The following is a 22,527-nucleotide window of genomic DNA, read 5'->3' on the forward strand; positions in this document are numbered from 1 at the left end:
ATATCATAACTAATCAATATATTCATTCCCTTTTTTTATCTTTTTCTTGATCATCTCAATATAGTTTTCATATTCCCCGTACTTATAATAATCATGAATCATCTTAATTGCATATCTTCTTGTCTCTTCTAGAATATTCATATCCTTAAAAATATCACCCATCATAAAGGCCGGAAGACCGCTCTGCTTATCACCCAATAGTTCTCCTGGTCCTCTTGTTTTTAAGTCATATTGTGATATTTCAAATCCATCATCATGTTCTTCTAGATAGTGTAGTCTTTCTTTTGCTGGCTCGTCTTGTGCTTCAGATAACAAAAAACAATAGCCTTGTTGATTTCCTCTTCCAATACGACCACGTAACTGATGAATAGAAGATAAGCCGAATCTTTCAGCATTATAAATAACCATCATATTCGCATTGGGAACATCAACCCCTACTTCTACCACTGTAGTAGAGACTAGAATTTGTATTTTATTATCTTTAAAATCCTGCATCACTGCATTTTTTTCTTCATCTTTTAAAGAACCATGAAGTAGCCCTGTTTGATAATGTCCTTTAAAATAAGAAGACATCGCTTCATAAATAGCCAAAGCGCTTTTTAATGGAAGATCTTCATTATCTTCAATCAAAGGACAGATGACATAACATTGTCCACCTTGAGCTAAATAATCTTTTAATTGCTTTAAGAAAGGCTTCATAGAACTGCCTTCAAAATATTTTGTTAGGATAGGCTTTCTACCTTCAGGTCTTGTTTCTATACTTGAAACATCCATATCTCCATATAAACTCATTGCAAGAGTTCTAGGTATAGGAGTCGCACTCATGACAAGGAAGTCAACACCTTCACCTTTTTGTTTTAAGGCTTTTCTTTGTTTGACTCCAAATCGATGCTGTTCATCTGTTACTACAAATCCAAGTTTTTTATAATGAACGCTCTCCTGGAATAATGCATGTGTCCCAATAACTAGATCAATAGCGCCACTTTCTAAACCTTCATAGATTTCTTTCTTTTCTTTTAAAGTAAGTGATCCTGTGAGTAACGCAATACTCATATCATATGCTTCAAATGTCTTTTTAAGCTTACTATAGTGCTGCGTTGCGAGCACTTCAGTCGGTGCCATGAGAGCCCCTTGATAGCCACTTAAATAATTGGCATATAACCCTATAGCTGCCACAATTGTCTTACCACTTCCTACATCTCCCTGTAAGAAACGATACATGATTGTTGGATTATGAAGATCTAACAGTATATCTTTAGCACTTTGTTTTTGATCTTTCGTTAATTTAAAGGGAAGCGTATGAATAAAGGCATTGACTTCATCTAAAGAAAAATCCTTTGCATAGCCTACTTCCTGTTCTCTTTGCATTTTACGATAAGAAAGAGCCAATTCAAAGTTTAAGAATTCTTCATATTTAAGAGTTTTAATACCCTTTTGTAGTTGTTCATGGTTCATTGGAAAATGGACTGCATAAAGTGCTTCTTTCTTACTCATGAGATCGACTGTTTCTCTTATTTCTATAGGAAGACTATCTTCAATAGGTATGTTCATTCCTAATACTTTTTTAACATATTGGGAAAAGGCATGACTTGTAAGTCCATCCTTTAATGAATAGACAGGTGTAATACCTGATAATTGATCTAGATTCTTTAATAATATATTAGAAGCAGTGAAACGATTTCCTTCTACCTTACCTTGTAACGTAACAATGCGATTAAGTGTAAGATGAGGGCGAAGAAAATGTCGATTAAAGATTGTGACTATATAATCATTGCCTTTAATCGTTACATTGAATGTCATACGAGAAAAACGCCCTTTATAAAATACCTTAGGACTACTTATGATAACCCCCTCTACACAGCATTTGTCTTCTACAGGAGGCCATATTTCAGTCACTTCATCATATTTATAAGGATAATGATAAATAATATCTTCTAACGTATCAATAGAGGAAGCATGTAATAAATCTATTCTATTTTGACTTGTAGTTACTTTCTTTAATTCTTCCATAATATCACCACTTCCTTGATTAACATATACATTTTATTAAGTATATCATATAATAATAAAAAGGAGAAAAAAATGAAAAATATTGTATTTGATTTAGGACGTGTTCTCTTAGACTATCAGCCTTTAGTTTGGCTGAAAAAGAAGAACTATACGCATTATAATGAATTATTTGAAATCATCTTCCAGAATCCTTTATGGATCAAACTAGATGAAGGAACCATCACAAGAGAACAGTTTACAGAAAAATTAATCAACGAATATCCTGAACTTGCATTGGATATAGAAGAAATCATGGAAGAATGGATTGAATTACTTATTCCTATTGAAAATAATATAAAGCTCGTTTCTTTATTAAAGGAGAAAGGTTATTCTCTCTATATTATTTCTAATTTCCATTTAGATGCATATAATCGTTTCTTAAAGAAGCAGGATTGGTTTACTCTATTTGATGGAGCTATAATTAGTGCCAAAGAAAAACTAATCAAACCTGATTTAAAAATCTATGAATTATTATTAGAACGTTATCATTTAAATGCAAATGAATGTCTATTTATTGATGATTCTCTTGATAATATTAATGCATGTAAGAACGTCGGCATGGATGGTATTCATTTACCTGATCATTCAAAACTAGAAGAAAAATTAAAAGAACATCATATTATATAAAAAGAAACGAGCCCTCGCTCGTTTCTTTCATTACATATCACAAAGACCTTTGTCTTCTCCGTATACTGAATACCAATCATTATTGAAATCAGTCACAGCTTTAGAAATACTTGGATTTTCAAAGATAGCCTTTAATACGCTTACTGGTGCAGTGACAGCCTGACTACCTGCATTAAATGCATCTCTTACCTGCTGTACACCCTTGAAGCTAGCTGCAAGAATCTTGCAGTCATAACCATCTTCTACGATTCTATTAGATAAATGAGCCATTAATTCAAAAGGATCATTTCCTAAGTTTCCAATTCTATTTGTATATGGTGCAATATAATCAGCACCTGCTGCGAGTGCCATATAAGCCTGCATCAAATCATAAACAGCTGTGGCAGTTACATTTTTACCTTCAGCTTTTAAGATTTTCATAGCTTTAACACCTTCATAAGTAGTAGGTACTTTTACATATACCTTGTCATCTACTTCTTCAAAGATCTTGTGTGCTTCTTTCACAATTTCATCTGCTTCTGTCGCAATAACCTGAATATGTAAAGAACGTTCATCACCAATGATTTTTCTGATTTCTCTCATATGTCCAAAGAAATCCTTTGGGCTTGTCTTTTTTACAATACTTGGGTTACTAGTGACACCTACGATTGGTAAGTGATCCACTGCATCTCTAATTTCTTCTAAATCTACAGTATCAATAATAAATTCCATTTTTTTAATCTCCCTTGATTATATTTTTTATTCCACTATCAGATACAATCTGATAGTAATGGCTTAATTGTTCCTGGCTATAGGCCTTCTGATCCTCTTTAACACCATATTCAAATTCTGTTAAATCATATTTTGCGGATGCAAGAGGATTATAATTCAATAATTCATAACGTACTTCTGGATATAAACTATAAAGATAAGAGGCAATACTCTTAATATTGTTATCATCACCTGTATATCCAGGAATAAGTGGTGTTCTTACAATCACTTTATCTTTATGCTCACTTGTGAGTAAATAAGCTAGATTTTCTTTAATGATTGCATTTGATACACCAGTTGCTTCTAGATGTGCTTTGCCATCTTCTATCTTTAAATCGCAATAGATCTGATCAAGATAAGGTGCTGCCTTCTTCACTAAATCTAGTGAAGTATAAAGTGAAGTTTCAATGGCTGTATGTACTCTTTTATGAAGTTCCTTTAATAATTGTATCAGTTTTTCCTGCTGCATAAAAGGCTCTCCACCAGAAACTGTCACACCTCCACCATATTTAAAGAAAACTTCATCTTCCATCACCTTATCTACAAGTTCTTCTAAACTATAATATGAGCTATCATACTGAATCGCATCAGTAGGACAATACTTAAAGATTTCATCCAAATCATCGTCTATAAATACAGGTCTATCTCGATAGACTATTTTACCTGCTCCGTGCTTCTCGCAATTTCTACAATGCATGCACTTATTTTCTAAGTAAATAGGCTTTCTTTGTGGCAAAAGTCCTTCAGGATTCTGACACCATCTGCATCTTAAAGGACATCCTTTAAAGAAGATTGTTGTACGTAATCCTTCACCATCATGTACTGCAAATCTTTTGATATCAAATACAAGATAATTAGATGTTGTCATAGGTTGTTCTCGCAATAATTTCATCCTGTAATTTACCTGCTAGTTCTACAAAGTAAGCTGTATATCCAGCTACACGGATTGTAAGTGATCGATGTCTTTCAGGATGAACTTTCGCATCTAATAAATCTTTCTTATTGACGACATTGAACTGAATATGAGGTACATGCAAGTCTACAAAAGCTCGAAGGAAGTTTTCAAACTTCATACGTCCTGTTTCTGTTTTAAAGAAGTCTGGTAAGAACTTCATATTGAGTAATCCCCCATTGGTTGTGAGATCATCATCTAGCTTAGAGACAGATTTTAAAACAGCTGTAGGTCCTGCTAAGTCTCTACCATAAGCAGGGGACATACCACCATCTGCAAGAGGTGTATAAGCATTTCTGCCATCTGGAGATGCTCCTACATTTTCACCCATAGGAACATGAGCTGAAACAGTATACATACCTGTATGAATAGGACCACCACGATAATTCTTATACTCTTTCATCTTATTTCTAAAGTAACGTGCCCATTTAGCACCACATTCATCTACCCAGGCAATATCATTCCCATATTTAGGTACTTTATTTAGAAGCATGGCTTGTGTAATTTCATGCCCTTTAAAGTCATCCTGTAAAGCTGTCAGCAATTCTTTTGAATCTAAGAGATGGTCTTCATAGACTAACTTCTTAATAGCCGCAAGTGAGTCTGCAAGGTTCGCAATCTGAATCATCTGTATACCAGATAAATTATACTTAGCGCCACCTCTTGTAACATCCATGCCTTTTTCTAAACAGTCATCAATGACGCATGATAAGAAGGCAGTCGGTAAACATTCCTGATGTACTCTTTCTACAACTTCTTCTGCTTTCATCATCATTTCAATAAAGTAATCAATCTGAATCTTGAAAACTTTTTCTAACTGTTCATATGTTTGATACGTTTCAAGTGATCCCATATCCAAGCCAAGTTTCTGTCCCGTCAATAAACATTTACCATTATTTAAAGTAAGTTCTAATGCCTTATTGAGGTTAAACATAGCCGCATCACTCCAACCTAGGTTATTACCATGGGTTGTAAGTTCTACGCATCCGACAATCGCATAATTTAAAGCATCCTCGTGACTGATACCAAGTCTTTCCATCGCAGGAATAATGGCTTCATCATTAAAGAACTGTGGCATACCACTACCTAATGCCACAACTTCAATCGCCTTCTGCATGAGTTCATGCGATGTATTCTTGTTAAGTCTTACTGATAAGTTAGGCTGAGGAAGACATAATTCCTTCTGTGCTTCTAGACAAAGCATGGATAAATCATTATATGTATCATGTCCTTTTTCATCTAAGCCACCTACCGCAATATTAAACCCAATCGGGAATCCCGCAAAGTATTTAGCTGAATTACTGTTACGAAGATAAACAATCTGATTAAACTTCAACCAGAGGCATTCTAATATTTCTAATGCATCATCTTTACTAATAAGTCCTTCTTTTAAATCATGTTCATAATATGGGTAAAGATACTGGTCCATACGCCCTGGTGAGAATGAAGATGCATTGGATTCCATATGTAATATTACAAACAAGAACCATAAAGACTGTACGGCTTCATGGAATGTTTTTGGAGGTCTTTGAGATAAAGAAAGGCAGTTATCTGCAACACGCTTTAAATCATCACTCTTATGATAATCAGGCATAGAGATAATATAATCATGATATCTCTTCATGAAAGTGATTGCCCCTTCTAATACAAGTTTTGTGCATGTATAGAATTCTGTTTCTTGTTTGCCATTGATCTTATCTAATAATCCTTGTGGACCATACTTTAACCATAAAGCTGAATCAGGACAGATATGACCCTGTGCATGGTCTTTCTGATTGATCTTGACTACTTTACTGATATGATCAATTTCTTTGCCATAGCGTGTTCTAATGACATCCTCCATAGAATGTCCTTTCCAGTATGGGTATATGGTTTCTCTAAATTCTTTAATATCCTCAGTTTTCACTTCAAACTGATCTTGAGGACGTGTAGGAAGTGTTTCAAATTCTTTATCCACCCATGAACAGCCACTTTCAGGAAATACAACACCAGCACGTACACCTTTTGTACGATTGCCGACAATCAATTCTTCTTTTTCAACACCAATTTCAATTTCTTCTAACGCTACTTTTAAAGAGAGAGCACGTTTCATAGGAACAGAAAGAGTTTCATTCTCTTTATAAATACGTGTTATGATACGCGCTTGTTCAATAGATGCATAACGTTTTTCATCAAGCATCTTCTCTTTTAATATTGTAATTCTGTTTCTCATAGTCTTCTCTCCTTTTCAACTTCATTATACTCATTGCATTATTGTTTTCAATACTTTTATTATTGTTTGTGATAAATAAAAAGGTATACATCACCTGCATACCTTATATCTTATCTCCTGCAATCAAATCTTCATGTTTAGCGCTCTTTTAATGTGCCTCTTCCTTCAAAGATAGAGTATTTCTATTACTGCAATGGCAATCACATGAGAACAACGGCCATATAAAAACAAAAAACAGAAGCTTCACTTGTATGATACATGAAATATTTCGTATTTTTTCTAAGTCAAAGAAATGATCATGGGATGAATAGATTTCTTCAATGACGTTCTTTGGCATCATTTACTTCTTTAATCTGTACGTAATGCTTTGACAGGATCCTCTTTTGCAGCTTTACGTGATGGAATTAATCCACCTAGTAATGTAAGACCAATACTTAATAATATAAGAACAACTGCGCCACTTACTGGCAGCATCGCATTGATAGAGGTCTGATTGGAAACGTTATGTATAATTATATTAGTTGGAATCAATAGAAGCAAGGTAATACCAATCCCCATAAGTCCTGATAATAAACCGATAATAAATGTTTCTGCATTAAAGACCTGTGAAATATTGTGCTTAGAAGCACCTATTGCACGTAGTATACCAATTTCCTTTTTTCTTTCTAATACACTAATATAAGTAATTACACCAATCATAATTGAAGAAACAACTAAAGAAATACCAACAAAGGCAATAAGCACATAACTGATTACATCAACAATATCAGTCACAGAAGACATAAGTGTACCTACAACATCTGTATAAGTAATCACCTTATCTTCATCTATCTTTTTCATCTTCTCATTGTAATGATCCAAATAATTCAAAACAGACTGTTTCTTTTCAAAATTCTGTGGAAAAATACTAATACTGTTTGGATTATCAAAGTCACAATAGCCAAATTTCTTTAGATTGTTATCGTAGCTTGTTTGTTCTGTATTCATCATTGATTTCATAAGCTCAGTCATATCCGTACTATCTCTATTCATTTTAATGGCCTGTTTAAAGATATCAGGATTAAAAGTAAATGCCTGAGATAAAGAGGTAGACAATTGTTTTGTGACATTTTGCATATATCCTGCCATAATAGTATTCAACTGTTCTTCTAGATGATTATCTTTGATAACTTTATTAATAAACTGATTGATGACCTGCTTAGAATCCTGTGAATTGAGATAGTTCATCATACTATTCTGCAATCCTAATGTAAATGAATTGATATCTTCTTTTGCATAATCACTAAAGTCATCCGCTACATTCTTCATAATCTTCTGCATCTGTTCTTCAGTGATCTTTATTTCACCATTTTCTTTAATTGCATCATCAATACCTTTCTTAATAATATCTGATGCTCTTTTGGATTGAAGATATTTTTGAACCACCTCATTTAAATTTTCTGTTTCTTTTAAAGGATGTTCCTTTAAATAATCGTTATAGCCTGAAGTAAGCGTGGACATAAATAATGATGCATCATTTTGAGATATATCAATTATTATCTGACTTAAAATACTAGACATATCAATTTGTGGCATGGACATATTTATCTTACTTGTATCAAACTGAAATGCATTCTTTAGTGCATTATTATCTACTTGAAACATAGATGATAAATCAAATGATTTTTGAGACTGATCATTAAAAGATTGTCCAGTAATCACATTTATATTTTTATTTTCTAGCTGTGCTTTTACTATCTGGCTATTACTCGCATCTTTAATAGTAGAAGTGGCAAGTGAGTAAGGATAATAAATCCCCATAGCAAGCATAGAAGCGTTAGTCGATTCTTTAGGCTGCACAACACCAACAATTTTTAAATCACTGCCATTTTGTACAAGTGAATTGATATAGTTTGTATCATTACTTTTATCTTTATATACCTTATATGTATCATCATATTGATAATAAGAGGATGCATTCACTACTTTAAAAGTAATACCTAATAGATCATTATAACGATATCCTTGTTTGCCTGTTGTGACTTTAATATTTTTCTCTTCACTAAAAGCTTTTAACATCTGATCTAATTGTGCTGGGTCTCTTAAACCCAATGTATACAGCATAAAATCACTGATACCACCTTTTTTAGAGAGTACCAATACACATTCATTTTTATTTTTAGGCCAGTGACCCGCTTTTACATCATATTGATCATCATATAAAGAGGCATGAGATGGAAGAGAATAGAAAACATTCGTATTCATCATACTACTCATCATAGAATTACTGCTTGTTCCCATGCCAAGTTTTTTCATTGTGGCATCAGGATTCACTTGTCTGATTCCATATTGATCATTTGCATAAATCTGTGGTGAGATACCATAATCATATTCTACAGCACGGGCATATTGATTAATTTCTTTATGTTCCTCTATATACGCTTTTAAGTTCTTTAAATCATTAGAACCGATCTTAGAGAACATATTCTCCATCATATCCACAACCTTGACTTCACTGTTGTTTTTCTTGACTGGTTCGCCCATCATCGCACTCATATCAATTCCTGTAGATTGAATAGAAAGAGGATATTCTGATAACGTCTCTTTTTCAATGGATGAGATATAGGCATTGACACCAGTGGAAATAGATAGAATAAGTGCAATTCCAATAATACCAATAGAGCCAGCAAATGATGTCAATATTGTACGAGCTTTTTTTGTCTTAAGGTTATTAAAACTAAGCATTAATGCGGTTAGGAAATTCATAGATGTCTTTCCCAAATTTTTATGAACAGGCTTTTCTTCTTTAAATGATACTGGGTTAGAATCAGAGACTATCACACCATCCTTTAGATTCACAATACGATTAGCATACATATGTGCAAGTTCTGGGTTATGAGTGACCATGACTACAAGTTTTTCTTTCGCAACCTGTTTAAGCAAGTCCATAACTTGTATACTTGTTTCACTATCTAGTGCCCCTGTTGGTTCATCCGCAAGTAAAATATCTGGATCATTCACTAATGCACGGGCAATAGCCACTCTTTGCATCTGTCCACCAGATAACTGACTTGGTAGTTTATGAAACTGTTCTTTAAGTCCTACCTGACTAAGTGCCTCTTGTGCACGACGTGTTCTTTCTTCTCTAGAAACACCTGAAATTGTGAGAGCGAGTTCTACATTCGCAAGAATTGTCTGATGTGGAATCAAATTATAGCTTTGAAAAATAAAACCTATTGTATGATTTCGATAAGAATCCCAGTCCTTATCCTTATATTGTTTTGTGGAAATACCATTGATGATAAGATCTCCTGAATCATATTGATCTAAGCCGCCAATCACATTTAATAAAGTTGTTTTTCCTGAACCAGATGGTCCTAATATTGCGACAAATTCATTATCTCTTAAACATAAAGACACATGATCAAGAGCTGTCTGAGTGAGTTCACCTGTATGATATTGTTTGCATAAATCCTTAATTGTAAGCATTCTTCTCAACTGCCACTCAAAATGTGATTAAATATACTCACATAGAGATAATGTAAGTTCTCACGAACATTACTTACTATTTTATTGTGTATGCTTTCGATTGACCGAAATCATATCTACTCACAAGTTCATGTACACTCCATAGTCGTAAATTCCCGAAATAGCCTTCGGTACATACCTACGTTTGCGTTCATTTATGCAACTTCGTAAGTCGTAGCATCTCTCAGGTTTAGTGCAGCATTGAAATCTCTATCTTCGATATAGCCACAGTCACATCTGAAAAGTCTATCTGAAAGCTTTAAATCTTTCTTGATACTCTTGCAGCAGTGACATGTTTTAGATGATGGGAACCATCTATCTACTATTCGAAGTTCAATTCCGTTCTCCTTGCATTTAGCTTGAAGCTTTGTTTTAAATTCATAAAACTTCTGCGAAGCAACTGCCTTTGAAAGATGCTTGTTCTTCATCATTCCTGATACGTTTAGATCTTCAATCGTTATATAAGATGGCTTGGTTTTCACTATCTCTGCGATTGTCTTATTGATGTAATCAGTACGAATATTGTCAATTCTATGATGAAGCTTCTGTATCTTAAGCCTTTGTTTTTGTATATTTCTTTTTTGAGTGGACCCTCCTTTCTTTAGATTTTCATATTTTCGAGAAAGACTTCTCTGTTCTCGAGCAAGCTTTTTTTCAAGCTTCTTTAATTTTGCAGATTTATTGATATTCTTATAAGTCTTTCCATTAGAAACAATCGCAAAGTCCTTTAATCCAAGGTCAATGCCAATTCCTTCACTGGAATTATTGGCTGTCGTTTTGTCTGGGATTTCTATAAGAACTGAAACATAGTATCTGTCAGCTTTTATTGAGACATGACCGCTCTTAATTACGTTTCCATCTTTTGTAGTGGGGATATATCCTTTCTCTTTGATGCGTACCCAGCCAAGTGACGGAATCTTGATTCTGTGTCTTTCACAGTGGCAATCTTTTGGATTATTCCTTACAAAATACATTTTCACATCAGATCTGCCTTTCTTCTTAAATTTTGGAAAGTCGCTCTTATGATTAAAGAATCTTGTAAATGCGGTCTGTCCGTTATTTACTGCCTGTGTTACCGATTTTGAATAAGCCTCCTTGATTCAGGAATATTCTGGATGGTTCGGAAGATATTCATTGTTGAGCCATACTCTAAACTGGCTGCTGCTCATAAACTTTTTGCCACTTTCATGAAGTTCCTTATTATGAGCAAGATAGAAGTTATAGATAAATCTGCAAGTACCTATTGTTTTACGAATCTTTACTTTCTGCTCCTCTGTCGGATTTATTTCCGTCTTGAAGCTCTTCAGCAATTTCCTCATCCCTTTCTATCTGTTTTTTATACTTACGAAGCCCTTTGCAGCCTGCATGAGAACACATGGAGTATTGAAACAATATCCTGCATGAGTTCTCCATCTGATTTCTAATCTAATTATAGAACAACTGGAAAATTCATGTATTAGGTTCAGCTTCGAGAACGCCGTTTAATAGGTGCTTATGAAATTTAATTTTCACTAGCCTATGGTTTGTGGGGATTCAAATTGTGGCTTTGATTTTCCGTTCCATTACTTCATCTAATAAATCGTTACACGGTTTCCATAACCTTCAATACACTGCTCTAGAATAATTCCTTTCGCATTGCAAAAATGTCTTAAAAATGCAACTTGATTTTGTAAATCATCTTTTTGATTCTTTGTAGACACTATGGCATAAATAACCACCTGACGTTTATCATTTTCAATATTCATACCTTTGAATTGTAGATACTGATCATATGTGTAATAACGCCTATTAGTTAGAGTTCGGTTTGCCTTTAAAGTACCTTCTCTGTTCCAACGTTGTAATGTCTTAACAGAAACACCTAAAAGTTTGGCAAAATCTTTTGGCTTATAATTTTTGATATTTGATGTGTTCATTTTAACGTTCCTCTATAAGCACATTCAAACACAATAGTCAACATATTCAGTTACTTAGATTTTCTCCTTTTTTTCTATCATAACATAATATATTATGTGTAAAAACAAAGATGTTTCACTAAATTTTCACATATTTTAAATAAGCGCCTCATTCAAGGAGTTGTCGAAGGGATACATAACGCATTTTATTTTATAAATATATATAATAGTTATAGAGGTGAGAATTATGAGATCTTATTTATATGTTTATAAAATAAAAAAAGAAGAATCAAGCGATATTTTTCTAAAAATATGTCATTCTATAGAAAATAAACTTCATCCTTCTTTTATTGATCAACTGATTGTAGATTTTGATAAGTCACGTGTTCAACGTTATATGTTTTCTAACAATCGTATATTACTTTATGATGATATTTTATCAAATAGTATTGTGATACAAACTGATCAACCCTGTACGCTTTCTACTTTAATGGAATAAATAATACATCGTTACGACCACCACAGATCATACCTAGTGTTGCACCTTCTTTATTACTTAGTTCATAGTGATGAGAACGTATACCTTCTTCATTTCTAGCGTCACATATTGTCTGGTATTCGACACGTCCTCCACCAATTGTCTCAATGATGTGATCATCAGTGACAAGCATCATGCTTCCTACTCCTCGAGGTGCAGACCCTTCTTTGGATGTAATGATACAAAGAGTACCTTTTTCTTTTGTATGATAGAGATCACTTGTCATTGTAGAGTATTGATGCGTATTTTTAATCTGTATAATTTCAGCCATAATACTTATCGCAATTTCTGCAGGTGTTTGTGAATTGATAGGAAGACCAATAGGTGCATGAACTTGTTTTAATAGATCTTCATCATAACCTTCGTCTATTAAGGCATCCATAGTCTTTTTCACTTTGCCTTTGCTTCCAATCATCCCTATGTAGAGCGCTGTTTGATCAAGGGCCTTTTTAAGACAAACCTTGTCATCCTTATGACCTCTTGTCACAATAACATAACACGTATTCTCTTCTTTTGGAAAATACTGTTCTGCTTCCTCATAATTGACACAATGCACTTCCTGGGCTTCTGTAAAGATATTTTTATTCGCAAATTCTTCACGATTATCAATGACTATTGTATAAAAATCTAATAGATGCGCTGTTTTTTCTACATATTGTGAGACATGTCCTGCACCTAGTAATACTAATTTTGGCTGGGGCATGAACCACTCTTTTTGTATACATGTCACATCTACGTTGTGTTCTATTAAAGAAGCTAAAGCTCTTTGATAAAGTCCTTCAGGTTGCTTGACTTCAATAACTGCATCAGGATATCTCTTTAAATAATATCTCACAAGATATTGAATAAGCGCACCATCTACTATTCTATCTGGATCAAGGTCTAATAATTCATAACGATGTACAACATCCTTGACTCGTTTTCCTAATCCTTTCATAGAAGTAATCAAAATAATTTCATCAGTATCTTCATCAATAACAGGTTCATAATCAGCTGGTACTTTAAGAGGGAATCCTCTTGAACCATCTGCTTCAATTAAAATGACATCTACTTCTTTTTTTAATTGATTGAGTAAATCCTGATCTAAAGCCTTGATCTTAGATTCATCAAAACGGTTTCCTGCAAAGGCATAGCCTTTGTTTTTTATTTCTTCATGAATTTCTTCATAAGTAGGATCAACTAAAGTATCTTCTTCTATACGCATATGTGTAGAAGTCGTCATAAGAACTGTTTTTCCTTCTTCCTTATACTTAAAAAGTAGTTCCTTCATACGTGTTGTTTTTCCACCTGACCCAATAATACTAATGATCATTCCTCACTCATCTCCTTTAAGACATCAATAACAGTATTGACTTCTTCCATACTATTCATAAATGATAAGCTGAAGCGTACAATACCTCTTTCTACTGTATTAAGATGTGTATGCATCAGTGGTGCACAATGGGCACCACAGCGTGTAATGATATCATATTTATAACTTAAGACATCACTGATCTTAGATGAATCATAATCTTCAAGATTAAAGGCAATGATAGGTGTATGGCTACAGGTATCATAATCACAATAGAATGTGATTCCGTTAATATGTTTCATACCTTCATATAAAGCATCAAAAAGCTGTTTTTCTTTTTCTTCTATCTCTTTTTGATGTTCTAATAAATAAGTCATACCTGCATTTAAAGAGGCAATACCAGGTATATTCAAAGTACCTGCTTCTAAGTGTTCTGGATAACTATCAGGCTGTTTTTTATTAAAGGAATCAATGCCTGTCCCACCTGTCTTAAGTGGTTGAATGAATATATCTGTATTGACACAGATTCCTCCTACACCGCTCATTCCTAGTAATCCCTTATGACCACTAAAAGTAAGCAAATCAATATGAGATTTTTGCATATCAATAGAGATATGACCTGCACTTTGTGCACTATCAACCACAAATAAGATATGATTTTCATAGGCTATTTGACCAATGGCATCTATATCATAGAGTTCTCCTGTCACATTAGAACTATGCGTCATTACAATCATCTTTGTGTCTTCTCTTATTTCTTTAAGAATATCTTCCTTATAAGGTGCTGTAACAGTTAAATCAACTCCTATTTGACGAAGTGGTCTTAAGACAGAATTATGTTCCGCATAAGTCGTAATGACATGATCATCTTTTGATAAGATTCCTTTTAAACATGTATTCAAGCTTTCTGTATTACCACTATTAAAAATCACATGATCAAAATAAGGAAGATTAAAATACTGTGCAATAAATTTACGGGTAGAATATAAAAGACGATCTGTCTTAAAAGCACCTGTACTTCTTTGAGCGTTCATATTGTGGTCAAGTGCATCCATTACTGCTTGTTTAACAGAGGGCAGTTTAGGAAAACTTGTTGCCCCTTGATCAAGATAAATCATGCTGCCCTCTTAAATAGAAGATAGCTTCTAATACACCACCTGCAATACATCTTGCTTTATCTGAAATAGTGAAGCAGTTCTCATATTCATCTAAACGAGGATCAATATCTGCCATCTTGAATCCCTTTGTGACATAATAACCTTCACGAATCAAACCTCTAAGTAACCCTGACATAGAAGCATATACAGGATGCTGTCCTTCCTTGTTTTCTATATAAGCAAGCACATCTCCTTTTTCAACTGTATCCGTAATCTTCTTTACCTGATGAACAGTACCTTCTACTTCTGCATGAATGACACGTTCTTTCCCGTATCCTTTAATCAGTCCAGGAATCCCTGTATTTTTCATTGCTGATCCTTCTTCAATCAAGCGGCCTAAGCGATGTCCTCGCATTGTTTCAATCACGATATCTACATCTTTTCCTGCATTAAATCCAGGACCTAAACCTATCGTGATAGGCGCCATATTTCTTGAAGTACCCATATTCTTTTTCGCAAGTATCGCATCAATCACAATTTCTGGCTTTAAGATATCAATAGAACTCCCTTCAGGATCCACCATCATCGCAATCTTATTTTCTTTAAATACAGATCCTAATTCATTAAGTGAATGAATCAGTACGCATTCAATACCTTCTACTTCCTTATGACCATCATATACTGCTTCAGAGTATGCAACATTGCGTCTAATCGCACTTGGATGGGCAATCTCTAATACAAGCACATGAAACCCACAGCGGGCAAGCTTATAAATAGTGCCAGTCGCAATATCACCGCCACCTCTTACTACTACAAGATTATTCATATTAGTTAGGCTTGATGACTTTTTCAGCCTTTTCCATTCTTTCTACAATATCATACATATTTGTAATGCTGCCCACTTTTAAATCATCCTTTAACTTAAAGAAGTCTAAGCATGTTCCACAGTTCACAATTTCTACACCTTCAGAATCTAAGAATAATAAATCTTTCACTGTATCACTTTCCTGAGTAGTAATCTTAACACCTTCATTATAGAAAATAATTGTTTCTGGGAAGGCATCCTGCTTAGTAAGCGCAAAAATGAAAGATTTCATTAAGATTTTACCTAATTCCTTGTCACTTCCCAAACTATCACTGCTTATTACAACAATCTGTCCTTTCAAGATATTGTCAGCCTTCTCTTCTTCTACAACCTGTTCACCTGAGCTGATGACTACAGTATAATCTTCGTTGACTTTACTACTTACGGCATTATAACCTTTTACTTTCGCAAACTTCTTTAAGTTTTCTACAGCTGTTTCATTATCTACTAATACTTCTACAGCTTCACTACTTTCCTTTAATAATTCCTTAGTCTTTACAACTGGTAATGGACATTCTAATCCTCTTGCATCTAACTTTCTCATGTTTATTCTCCTACATATATACTTTTATCTTTTAAATCAACAACTTCTCCAATGACATAACATTCTCTTCCTGCTTCTTTAAATGCATCAAGTATGTCATCTAAGTCTTTTTTCGCAACACTCGCAAGTAATCCCCCACTTGTCTGAGGATCATACATAATTTCTTCTAAGAAGAAGTTTTCCTTCTCAAAAACAACTTCTTTTTCTACACTATTTCTATTTGTCTGAGCAGCTCCACTTAAATAGAATTCATCTACATAATAGGGACAATCTCTAAAATAAGGAATATTATTCCCATAAAGCAGTACACTCTTTTTATGATCTAACATCTCATTTAAATGAACCATTAAACCAAAACCTGTGACATCAGTCAGTGCATGAACATCATATGGCTTCAGTAGTTCTGCAGCATACTTATTAAGTGTTGTCATACTCTTAAAAACATCATCTAATACTTCTGGCGCAGCGTCTTTCATACGCATCGCATTGAGTGTCATACCTACGCCTAATTTCTTAGTAAGTATAAGTACATCTCCCGTCTGGGCATTATTGTTTGTCTTAATAGAATCAACATCCACAATACCAGTTACGCTTAAGCCGTACTTAATAGATGTATCTCTAATAGAATGCCCTCCAGATAGTGTGACATGAGCTTCTTTTAACTTATCATTCCCACCTTCAATAATTCTTCCTAATATATTTAAATCTTCTTCATCTGGGAAACAAACAATATTTAAAGCGGTTCTAGGCACACCGCCCATAGCATAAACATCACTTAATGCATTAGTAGCTGCAATCTGACCATAAAGATAAGGATCTTCTACCATTGGAGGAAAGAAATCCAATGTAGAGACAATTCCTTTATCTTCCGTTATCTTTAATACAGATGCATCATCATGACTATCAAAGCCTACTAACAAGTCTGGGTCTTCATACTTATCAATCTTCTCAAGGATACGAGAGAGCTTCTTTGCGCCAAGCTTTGCGCTGCATCCTCCACCCTGACAGTAAATCTTCTCACTCATCAGAAAATCACCTCTTTCATATAAGCATATTGTACATGTTCTTCTTCTAAGAATCTATGCCATTTCTCTTGGTCTAATTCTAAAGAGGCAAAACAGAGACCACAACCTGCTTCTATTTCTCTTGGAAGAGGAATTAGTCTTCCCTGCATCTTATTTTTTGCTTTATCCTCTAAGTCTAGTGCATGGCTTGTAGAATCAAACGCAATAATCAAATATTTATCTTTCTTCATTAAATAGTTCTTGAAATGTTTCATCTGCGAAGTCTTTTATTCTTTTCTGGAATTCATCATATTTCTTTAATAATGTCTTTCCTTCTTCGCTTAAAACACTTCCTCCTCCATTACTTCCTCCAGATACACGTTCTAATAACTTCATATCTAGATCTTCTTCAGCTCTCTTTAATATCTTCCATGCTTTAGAATGGGACATCCCCATAACCTCACATGCCTTACTTAAAGAGCCATACTCATCACATAAATGTAGTAACTGTGAGACACCTTTTCCAAAACAGGGTTCTTCATTAAAGAGTCTGACTCTAAAATCAAATTTTTCAGGATTATGATATGTCATCCTACCAGCCCTTTCCAAAACCACAATTTGGGAATGTACATTGTGGACAATTTAAACATAAACCACCTTCACCAAGCATTGCAAGTTCATCAGCAGTGATTGGATCATTGGCAACAAGTCGAGGAAGAACTAAATCAAAAACTGTTCTTTTTGCATACATCACACATCCTGGTAAACCAACAATTGGTGTATCTCCCTTATATGACAATAAGAACATCGCACCTGGTAAAACAGGTGAACCATAGCTAATAATATTGGCCCCTGTATTTTTGATTGCAAGTGGCGTCTTATCATCTGGATCAACGCTCATACCACCCGTACAGATTATCATATCTACATGCATGTCAAGTGCTTTTTGTATAGCACTTGTCACCATATCTGGATCATCTGGACATAATTTATGGAATACAACTTCTACATTGTATTCTTTTAATTTATCAATAATAACAGGAGTAAATGTATCTTTAATACGTCCCTTATAGACTTCGCTTCCTGTAGTAATAACCGCTGCTTTCTTAAATACAAAAGGCTTTACTTCAAGTATTGGTGTATCAGTGATTTTTGATGCTTCTTCCATCTTTTCTTTTTTTATAACTAACGGAATAATACGCATACCTGCTAAATGATCACCAGAATGAACAACTGTATTTCCATTTCTTGTTGCAATCATCATTTCACCCATACGATTCACTTCTAATAACTTTTCTCTATTCACTTTAAATAAGCCATCAATGGTGCTTATTAATTCTATTTTACCTTCTTTAATTTCTGTTGTAGACATATGATCATTTTGACACAACTTACATAATACTTCTGCTGCTTCATTTTCATGCATCATTGTCTCATCATTTTCCCATACATAGAGGTTTTCTTTCCCTAAAGATAACAATACAGGAATATCTTCTTCTTTTACGATATGACCTTTTCTAAAGCGTGCGCCTTTTCTTACGCCTCTCACAATTTCAGTAATATCATGACATAACACTGCCCCTACTGCATCTTCTGTCTTGATTTGTTTCATGGTTTGTCCTCCTAATAGTTAAAGTTTATTTCTTATTATCTAATGTGTCAATACTTGCAAAAAAGGAGGGAAATCCCCTCCTCTAGTCTACTTACAAATAGTAAAACCACTCTTCTTGAATGTTTCTTTCGATTCTTTAGTCTGTAAGAACTTGATTAAGTTATTTGCTTGTTCTTTATGTTTAGTTTTAGTTACACGTCCTACTGGATAAATAACAGGTGTATCTAATAGATTGTTGTTAACTTTTTCAAGTACTGTTACTTTAGAACTGCTGGCTGCATCTGTAGAATAAACTAAACCTACTTCAGCACTACCACTTTCTACCCAGCTTAATACTTCAGTGACATTACCACCAAAAGAAATCTTATTCTGGATTGCATCCCAAGTATTTGCGTTAGTAAGTGCAATTTTCGCATATTGACCTGCAGGTACTACTTCAGGATCACCTACCGCAATCATCTTCGCATCAGTGATGTTTGAAATACCTTTTACAGCAGTTTTTGTATCTTTCCCTTTGATTAATACAAGTTTATTTTCTAATAAATTTACAACACTCTTAGAATCAACAAGTTTTTCATCAACTAAGCTATCCATCTGTTTAGTGGCTGCACTAAAGAATACATCAGCATCTAATCCCTGTTCAATCTGAATCTGTAATTTACCACTACTGTCATAAACACCCTTTACGTTCACATTTGGATATTTCTTTTCAAAACGAGGAATAAGTGTTTCTTCAAAAGTCTTTTCCAGACTGGCTGCAGCCGCAATAGTAATAGTAACTTTCTTTTCAGGCTTCTTTTCTTGACCACATCCAGCTAAACCGAATACGAGCGCAAAAGCACATAAGATACTAACTAATTTCTTCATGAATCATTTCTCCTTTTTTTATGATATACATTTCATGACTCAAAGTTTTGATTTCATCCTTATTATGGGATACAAAGACAACAGGTCGATGGTAAGCATCTAGTTTCGTCTTCATCTCTTTTAAGAGTTCACCTTTTAAATCTTCATCCAAAGCACTGAATGGTTCATCTAAAAGAATCGCCTCAGCGTTATAAATAAGAAGTCTAGCTAAGGCAACACGCTGTTTCTGTCCCCCTGACAACTGTCTTGGATAACGCTTTTCTAATCCTTCTATATGCAACTCCTTCATCAGCCGAATCACTGAATCATGAATTATAGTCTTATCAAGTCTGCGGGCTACAAGAGGTGAGGCAATATTGTCATAAACTGTCATATTTGGAAATAATGCATAATTCTGAAACATATATCCAATATTTCTTTCCTGAGGTGATAAATTAATATGTTGATTAGAATCATAGAGTACTCTTCCGTCTAATACAATTCTTCCTGAATCAGGTGTTTCTATACCAGCAATACATTTAAGTGTCATACTTTTACCACTGCCACTTGGCCCCATCACACCCAAGCATATTTCATCAATCTTAAAATGAACATCTAAGTCAAATTCACTTAGTTTTTTATAGATATCCACTTCTAAAAACATATTAATAACCTCTCTTTTTCTTCTCCCATAACTGATAAATATTCAGTAATATTACAGCCGTAAAGCATATAGCGATAATAACAACAACATAGAAAGATGCGCTATGCATATCACTGCTGACAACTTCACTATAAACAGCTAAAGGCAGTGTTCGTGTTTTTCCAACAATATTACCTGCAAGCATCGCTGTGGCACCAAATTCTCCCAAACCTCTCGCAAATGATAATACACCACCACTGATAATACCTGGCAAAGCGTTAGGTACGAGTACCTTGAAGAAGATACTTGTTTCACTCATACCAAGTGTTCTTGCAGCATCTACTAAATCTGTATCCACCTGTTCGAGAGCTCCTCTTGCAGAGCGATACATGATGGGAAAAGAGATGACGACTGCCGCAATCACTGTGGCACTAAAGCTAAAAGCGATACGCACACCAAATACATTTAAGAAAAATGAACCAATCGGCTGATTGACACCAAAGATGAGTAATAAGAAGAAACCCATTACTGTTGGTGGTAAAACAAGTGGAAGTGTGAAGATTCCATCAAAGATGAGTTGAATGACTTTATTTTTAAGTGTCATCATCCATCTTGCTGCAAAAAGTCCTAGAAAAAATGTGATAAAGATAGAAAAAGCAGCGCATTTAAATGAGATCCATATAGGTGAATAATCAATCATCATTTCTTGCACAATCGTGTGCATCTCCTTTTAAGATTTCTAAGCCATGATGAAGAGGATCTATAATAATATCTAAACTCTCCTTCACTGCCTTGACACTTCCTGGAAGATTTATAATGAGTGTGTTGTTTCTTATCACACTCGCGCCACGAGATAACATCGCACGATTCGTATATTTCATAGATTCATAACGAATCGCTTCAGAAATACCTGGGACAAGGCGTGTGGCCACTTTTAAAGTGGCTTCAGGTGTCACATCTCTAAGTGACAAACCTGTACCTCCTGTAGTCAAAATTAAATCATTCTCACAACGATCACTTAAATTAATAAGTGCCTGTTCAATCATTTTCTGATTATCTGGAAGAATATCTAATGATGTGACACGATAACCTCTTTCTTCCATATATTTTTTAATATAAGGACCACTTTCATCCTCTCTTTGTCCCTGACTGCCTTTATCGGATAAAGTAAGCACAGCAACACGTATACGTGAATCTGTAGGAGGTGTATAAGTCACTTCATCATCGCAATGAATTACTCCGCCATGAATGACTCTTGCGAAAATACCAAGTCGAGGCATAATACATTCACCTACCTGGTGATAAATACGACAATGAGCATGACAGCTTTTACCTCTCTGGGTGATTTCTAAATCCACTTCACCAATATGAACATGGCTTCCTACGACAAGTTCATTAAAATCAATACCAGAAATAAGAAGGTTCTCACCAAAAGCGCCATCTTCAACATCTCCACCACGTCTTTTAAAGTCTTCTCTTTCTTCATAAGGTAATAAACTGACCTGTCTATGCCATTTACCTGCATGGGCATCATGTTCTAAGCCAAAATCTTCTATTATTTTAGTTTCTTGTATAGGTTTCTTTTCAGTCCCCTTCTTCTCACTAATACAAATTGCTTCTATTTTTCCTGCCAATTGAATTCACCGCTCTTTCCACCTGTTTTCTTTAATAAATGAATATTTTTAATTTCCATTTCTTTACTAATTGCCTTACACATATCATAAATAGTTAATAATGTAACACTTACTGCGTGTAATGCTTCCATTTCTACCCCTGTCTTCCCTTTACATTTCACTGTCGCAAAGGCATGAATCTGATTGATTTCTTCATCTATTTCAAAATCAACAGTGACATTAGTAATCATTAATATATGACAAAGAGGAATCATATCACTTGTCTTTTTTGCGGCCATAATACCTGCAATTCTTGCCACGCCAAGAACATCTCCTTTTTCTATTGTATTATTTTTAATATGCTCAATAATCTCATGATTGACTTGAATAGTCCCTCTTGCATAAGCTGTTCTTTTTGTAATCTCTTTATCAGATACATCCACCATAATGGCGTTTCCATCTTCATCAAAATGTGTAAATTCCAT

Annotated in this window: 23 protein-coding genes; 2 read left to right on the forward strand and 21 right to left on the reverse strand. The window is 34.4% G+C overall.

Going from position 1 to position 22,527, the window contains the following annotated elements:
• Nucleotides 1-9 precede the first annotated feature (9 nt).
• Nucleotides 10-2,010: an ATP-dependent DNA helicase RecG gene (gene recG / locus H8909_RS00190; RefSeq protein WP_187011450.1), complete on the reverse strand. Its 2,001-nt coding sequence runs from the start codon at nucleotides 2,008-2,010 to the stop codon at nucleotides 10-12.
• 72 nt (nucleotides 2,011-2,082) lie between these two features.
• On the opposite strand from recG, the gene H8909_RS00195 reads away from it, so the two are divergent.
• Nucleotides 2,083-2,676 carry an HAD family hydrolase gene (locus H8909_RS00195; RefSeq protein WP_187011451.1) on the forward strand — a complete coding sequence of 198 codons (594 nt, stop codon included), beginning with the start codon at nucleotides 2,083-2,085 and terminating at the stop codon, nucleotides 2,674-2,676.
• Between the two features lie 30 nt (nucleotides 2,677-2,706).
• On the opposite strand, the gene H8909_RS00200 is transcribed toward H8909_RS00195, so the two are convergent.
• The 7 genes from H8909_RS00200 to H8909_RS13260 all read right to left on the reverse strand — a co-directional run bounded on the left by H8909_RS00200 (nucleotide 2,707) and on the right by H8909_RS13260 (nucleotide 12,010).
• Nucleotides 2,707-3,387 (reverse strand): fructose-6-phosphate aldolase, encoded by a 681-nt coding sequence (locus H8909_RS00200; protein WP_117459327.1) that lies wholly within the window; start codon nucleotides 3,385-3,387, stop codon nucleotides 2,707-2,709.
• Between the two features lie 4 nt (nucleotides 3,388-3,391).
• Nucleotides 3,392-4,318, reverse strand: a complete 927-nt coding sequence (locus H8909_RS00205; RefSeq protein WP_187011452.1) for a glycyl-radical enzyme activating protein — start codon at nucleotides 4,316-4,318, stop codon at nucleotides 3,392-3,394.
• Nucleotides 4,281-6,590 carry a glycyl radical protein gene (locus H8909_RS00210; protein ID WP_187011453.1) on the reverse strand — a complete coding sequence of 770 codons (2,310 nt, stop codon included), beginning with the start codon at nucleotides 6,588-6,590 and terminating at the stop codon, nucleotides 4,281-4,283. Before H8909_RS00210 ends, H8909_RS00205 begins: the two co-directional genes overlap by 38 nt.
• A gap of 348 nt (nucleotides 6,591-6,938) precedes the next feature.
• A complete protein-coding gene (locus tag H8909_RS00215) occupies nucleotides 6,939-10,058 on the reverse strand; it encodes an ABC transporter ATP-binding protein/permease (protein ID WP_187011454.1) in 3,120 nt (1,039 codons plus the stop codon).
• Nucleotides 10,059-10,252: 194 nt separating this feature from the next.
• A complete protein-coding gene (locus H8909_RS00220) occupies nucleotides 10,253-11,197 on the reverse strand; it encodes an RNA-guided endonuclease InsQ/TnpB family protein (protein ID WP_369409782.1) in 945 nt (314 codons plus the stop codon).
• Entirely contained in the window at nucleotides 11,198-11,416 is a 219-nt protein-coding gene (locus H8909_RS13255) for a helix-turn-helix domain-containing protein (RefSeq protein ID WP_226793764.1), read from the reverse strand. It abuts the gene before it with no gap.
• Nucleotides 11,417-11,668: 252 nt separating this feature from the next.
• Nucleotides 11,669-12,010, reverse strand: coding sequence for a MerR family DNA-binding transcriptional regulator (locus H8909_RS13260; protein WP_202985870.1), 342 nt, complete (start codon nucleotides 12,008-12,010; stop codon nucleotides 11,669-11,671).
• A gap of 226 nt (nucleotides 12,011-12,236) precedes the next feature.
• Here H8909_RS13260 and H8909_RS00230 point away from each other — a divergent pair, with 226 nt between their 5' ends.
• A complete protein-coding gene (locus tag H8909_RS00230; RefSeq protein WP_187011455.1) occupies nucleotides 12,237-12,488 on the forward strand; it encodes a hypothetical protein in 252 nt (83 codons plus the stop codon).
• Here H8909_RS00230 and yqeC read toward each other — a convergent pair.
• The 13 genes from yqeC to moaC all read right to left on the reverse strand — a co-directional run bounded on the left by yqeC (nucleotide 12,472) and on the right by moaC (nucleotide 22,527).
• On the reverse strand, nucleotides 12,472-13,839 hold the full coding sequence (gene yqeC, locus H8909_RS00235; RefSeq protein WP_187011456.1) for a selenium cofactor biosynthesis protein YqeC: 1,368 nt from the start codon (nucleotides 13,837-13,839) through the stop codon (nucleotides 12,472-12,474). The two genes, H8909_RS00230 and yqeC, sit on opposite strands and share 17 nt — an antisense overlap.
• Complete coding sequence (locus tag H8909_RS00240; protein WP_187011457.1) at nucleotides 13,836-14,936, reverse strand: aminotransferase class V-fold PLP-dependent enzyme; 1,101 nt, start codon at nucleotides 14,934-14,936, stop codon at nucleotides 13,836-13,838. Before H8909_RS00240 ends, yqeC begins: the two co-directional genes overlap by 4 nt.
• Nucleotides 14,923-15,741, reverse strand: a complete 819-nt coding sequence (gene yqeB, locus H8909_RS00245) for a selenium-dependent molybdenum cofactor biosynthesis protein YqeB (RefSeq protein ID WP_187011458.1) — start codon at nucleotides 15,739-15,741, stop codon at nucleotides 14,923-14,925. The genes H8909_RS00240 and yqeB overlap by 14 nt, the downstream gene beginning before the upstream one ends.
• 1 nt (nucleotide 15,742) lies before the next feature.
• Nucleotides 15,743-16,324, reverse strand: coding sequence for a sulfurtransferase-like selenium metabolism protein YedF (gene yedF, locus H8909_RS00250; protein ID WP_022424566.1), 582 nt, complete (start codon nucleotides 16,322-16,324; stop codon nucleotides 15,743-15,745).
• Between the two features lie 2 nt (nucleotides 16,325-16,326).
• Nucleotides 16,327-17,349: a selenide, water dikinase SelD gene (gene selD, locus H8909_RS00255; protein WP_187011459.1), complete on the reverse strand. Its 1,023-nt coding sequence runs from the start codon at nucleotides 17,347-17,349 to the stop codon at nucleotides 16,327-16,329.
• The gene (locus tag H8909_RS00260) at nucleotides 17,349-17,579 is read right to left on the reverse strand and encodes a putative Se/S carrier protein (protein ID WP_006504393.1); all 231 of its coding nucleotides are present in this window, start codon (nucleotides 17,577-17,579) and stop codon (nucleotides 17,349-17,351) included. The genes selD and H8909_RS00260 overlap by 1 nt, the downstream gene beginning before the upstream one ends.
• Nucleotides 17,566-17,919, reverse strand: coding sequence for a winged helix-turn-helix domain-containing protein (locus H8909_RS00265; RefSeq protein ID WP_187011460.1), 354 nt, complete (start codon nucleotides 17,917-17,919; stop codon nucleotides 17,566-17,568). The genes H8909_RS00260 and H8909_RS00265 overlap by 14 nt, the downstream gene beginning before the upstream one ends.
• A 1-nt stretch (nucleotide 17,920) precedes the next feature.
• A complete protein-coding gene (locus H8909_RS00270; protein ID WP_187011461.1) occupies nucleotides 17,921-18,940 on the reverse strand; it encodes a molybdopterin-binding protein in 1,020 nt (339 codons plus the stop codon).
• Between the two features lie 87 nt (nucleotides 18,941-19,027).
• Nucleotides 19,028-19,807 (reverse strand): molybdate ABC transporter substrate-binding protein, encoded by a 780-nt coding sequence (gene modA, locus H8909_RS00275; protein ID WP_187011462.1) that lies wholly within the window; start codon nucleotides 19,805-19,807, stop codon nucleotides 19,028-19,030.
• Complete coding sequence (locus tag H8909_RS00280; RefSeq protein ID WP_187011463.1) at nucleotides 19,791-20,450, reverse strand: sulfate/molybdate ABC transporter ATP-binding protein; 660 nt, start codon at nucleotides 20,448-20,450, stop codon at nucleotides 19,791-19,793. The genes modA and H8909_RS00280 overlap by 17 nt, the downstream gene beginning before the upstream one ends.
• A gap of 1 nt (nucleotide 20,451) precedes the next feature.
• Nucleotides 20,452-21,132, reverse strand: coding sequence for a molybdate ABC transporter permease subunit (gene modB, locus H8909_RS00285; RefSeq protein ID WP_202985876.1), 681 nt, complete (start codon nucleotides 21,130-21,132; stop codon nucleotides 20,452-20,454).
• Nucleotides 21,122-22,063 carry an MOSC domain-containing protein gene (locus H8909_RS00290; RefSeq protein ID WP_187011464.1) on the reverse strand — a complete coding sequence of 314 codons (942 nt, stop codon included), beginning with the start codon at nucleotides 22,061-22,063 and terminating at the stop codon, nucleotides 21,122-21,124. Before H8909_RS00290 ends, modB begins: the two co-directional genes overlap by 11 nt.
• On the reverse strand, nucleotides 22,048-22,527 hold the full coding sequence (gene moaC, locus H8909_RS00295; protein WP_187011465.1) for a cyclic pyranopterin monophosphate synthase MoaC: 480 nt from the start codon (nucleotides 22,525-22,527) through the stop codon (nucleotides 22,048-22,050). The genes H8909_RS00290 and moaC overlap by 16 nt, the downstream gene beginning before the upstream one ends.

This window comes from Catenibacterium faecis (assembly GCF_014306455.1).
Lineage (GTDB): Bacteria > Bacillota_I > Bacilli_A > Erysipelotrichales > Coprobacillaceae > Catenibacterium > Catenibacterium mitsuoka_A.